Here is a 2,249-nt window from a genome sequence, read left to right as displayed (position 1 = left end):
CCGGCTGCACAGCATGGCGCTCGAACGCCGCATCGATGCGGCGCAACTGCGCAGCCTGGTCGACTGGCGGCGCGCCGTGTCGGGCGAAACCTGCCTGCTCGCGGCGCGCCGCGCGTCGGCGTTGCAGCTCGGTGCGATCGAGGCCGCGGCGCAGGGTTTCGTGGCGGGCATGCTCGATGTCGACCTGCGCCGCGCCGCCGATGCGCGTCTGCATCTGCTGATCGCCGAGGCGAGCGGCTCGCGGCATCTGGTCGAGCAGGAACAGGCGATTCAGGAGGCGTTCGGGGCGGTGTACGCGTCGTTGCCGATCGTCCGGCATCCGGCGCGGGTGGCCTGCATGGATCATTCCGCGCTCGTGCAGGCGCTGCTCGCACGCGACGGCGAACGCGCGCGCCTCGCGATGATCGTGCATGTGGAGGCCAGCTACGCGTGGTGCTGCTCGCTGCTGCGCGTCGAAAAACTCACATGATGTAGACGGCCACGCTGATGAACTGGCACAGGCTCCCGCCGAGCACGAACAGGTGCCAGATGCCGTGGCCGTGGCGGATCCGCTCGTCGTTGATGAAGAAGTAGATGCCGGCGCTGTAGAGCACGCCGCCGGCCACCAGCCAGGCCACGCCATCGGGCGACAGCGCGGCCATCAGCGGCCGCATGGCGATCACGCCGAGCCAGCCCATCAGCACGTAGAGCACCATCGAGACGATCCGCGTGCGGCGCCCGAGCGTCAGTTCCTGGACGATGCCGAACAGCGCCAGCCCCCACACCACCCCGAATAGCGTCCAGCCCCACGGCCCGCGCAGCGCGATCAGCGTAAACGGCGTGTAGCTGCCGGCGATCAGCAGGTAGATCGCCGAGTGGTCGCATTTCTGCAGGATCGCCTTCAGGCGCGGCGTGTTGACGAAGTGATAAAGCGTCGACACCCCGTAAAGCACGAGCAGCGCCGCGCCGTAGATGCTCGCGCTGACCACGCGATACGGGTCGCCCTTGAGCGCGCCCATCGTGACGAGCGTGGCCAGCCCGGCCACGGAAAGCAGGGCACCGACGAGATGCGAAATGCTGTTGAAACGTTCACCGACCACCACGGCCTGACCTCGGTTGCTTGACGGATTGTTGGGTGACGCTGCGCTGGCGGGCGGCGTCGGAAAAATGGGCGTGTGCGTGCATCAGGCGCCAGCGAAGCGGTCCGTGGCGGCGAGCAGCGCCTTCAGGATGCCCGGCTCGTCGTAGGCGTGGCCCGCGTCGGGCACGAGTTCGAAGCTCGCTTGCGGCCAGGCCTTGGCGAGTTCCCACGCGCTGCGCGCCGGCGTGGCGACGTCGTAACGCCCCTGCACGATCGCCCCCGGGATGCCGGCGAGCTTGTGCGCGTCGCGCAGCAGTTGCCCTTCCTCGACGAAGCCGCGATTGACGAAGTAGTGATTCTCGATGCGCGCGAATGCCAGCGCGTAATGCGCGTCGTCGAACGCGGCGGCTAGAGCCGGGTTCGGCAGCAGCGTGATGGTGCGGCCTTCCCACAGGCTCCAGGCGCGCGCGGCGGCGAGCTTGGCGGCTTCGTCGTCGCCGGTCAGGCGGCGGTGATAGGCGGCCATCAGATCGCCGCGCTCGCCTTCGGGAATCGGCGCGAGGAACGCATCCCAGAGATCGGGGAACAGCCACGACGCGCCTTCCTGGTAATACCAGAGCAGCTCGGCGCGGCGCAGCGTGAAGATGCCGCGCACCACCAGTTCGCTGACGCGCTCGGCATGCGTTTGCGCATAGGCCAGCGCCAGCGCGCTGCCCCACGAGCCGCCGAACACGAGCCAGCGCTCCACGCCGATCATCTCGCGCAGCCGTTCGATATCGGCGACCAGATGCGGCGTGGTGTTGTTCTCGAGGCTCGCGTGCGGCGTCGAGCGGCCGCAGCCGCGCTGGTCGAACAGCAGCACGTCGTAGCGCACCGGGTCGAACAGCCGGCGATGATTCGGCCCGCTGCCGGCGCCGGGGCCGCCGTGCAGGAACACGGCCGGCTTGGCGCCCGGCGTGCCGCAGCGCTCCCAGTACAGACGATGACCGTCGCCGGTATCGAGATAACCATGGGCGTAGGGTTCGACGGGTGGATACATGCGGCATGCTCCGGTGGCAAGGACGGGGCCGGATGACGCGGCAGGCGAGGGCGCGGGTTGCGCGCGAGCCGTCCGCGCGACGGGCGTGACGCCATTATGCCGAAGCGCGCGCGCCGCTGCCGCGCTGCATCATTGCGGCGGCAACAGACT

At 69.2% G+C, this 2,249-nt stretch carries 3 protein-coding genes; 1 reads left to right on the top strand and 2 read right to left on the bottom strand.

Annotated features, from left to right (window positions below):
* On the top strand, positions 1–469 hold a 469-nt coding region (locus ACYP33_RS01580), incomplete at its 5' end, for a FadR/GntR family transcriptional regulator (RefSeq protein ID WP_459619288.1).
* Here ACYP33_RS01580 and trhA read toward each other — a convergent pair.
* Both trhA and pip read right to left on the bottom strand, forming a co-directional pair.
* Positions 462–1,082: a PAQR family membrane homeostasis protein TrhA gene (trhA, locus tag ACYP33_RS01575; protein WP_414439403.1), complete on the bottom strand. Its 621-nt coding sequence runs from the start codon at positions 1,080–1,082 to the stop codon at positions 462–464. The genes ACYP33_RS01580 and trhA overlap by 8 nt on opposite strands.
* An 81-nt stretch (positions 1,083–1,163) precedes the next feature.
* Entirely contained in the window at positions 1,164–2,099 is a 936-nt protein-coding gene (gene pip / locus ACYP33_RS01570) for a prolyl aminopeptidase (protein ID WP_459619285.1), read from the bottom strand.
* Between the last annotated feature and the right edge of the window lie 150 nt (positions 2,100–2,249).

Source organism: Burkholderia sp. 3C, from assembly GCF_054589155.1.
Note: the sequence above shows the minus strand (reverse complement) of the source record. Positions and strands in the feature narration are given on the sequence as shown.

Coding starts and splice junctions, on each gene's coding strand:
- pip (WP_459619285.1), bottom strand. CDS start 2,099: ATGTATCCACCCGTCGAACCCTACGCCCATGGTTATCTCGATACCGGC.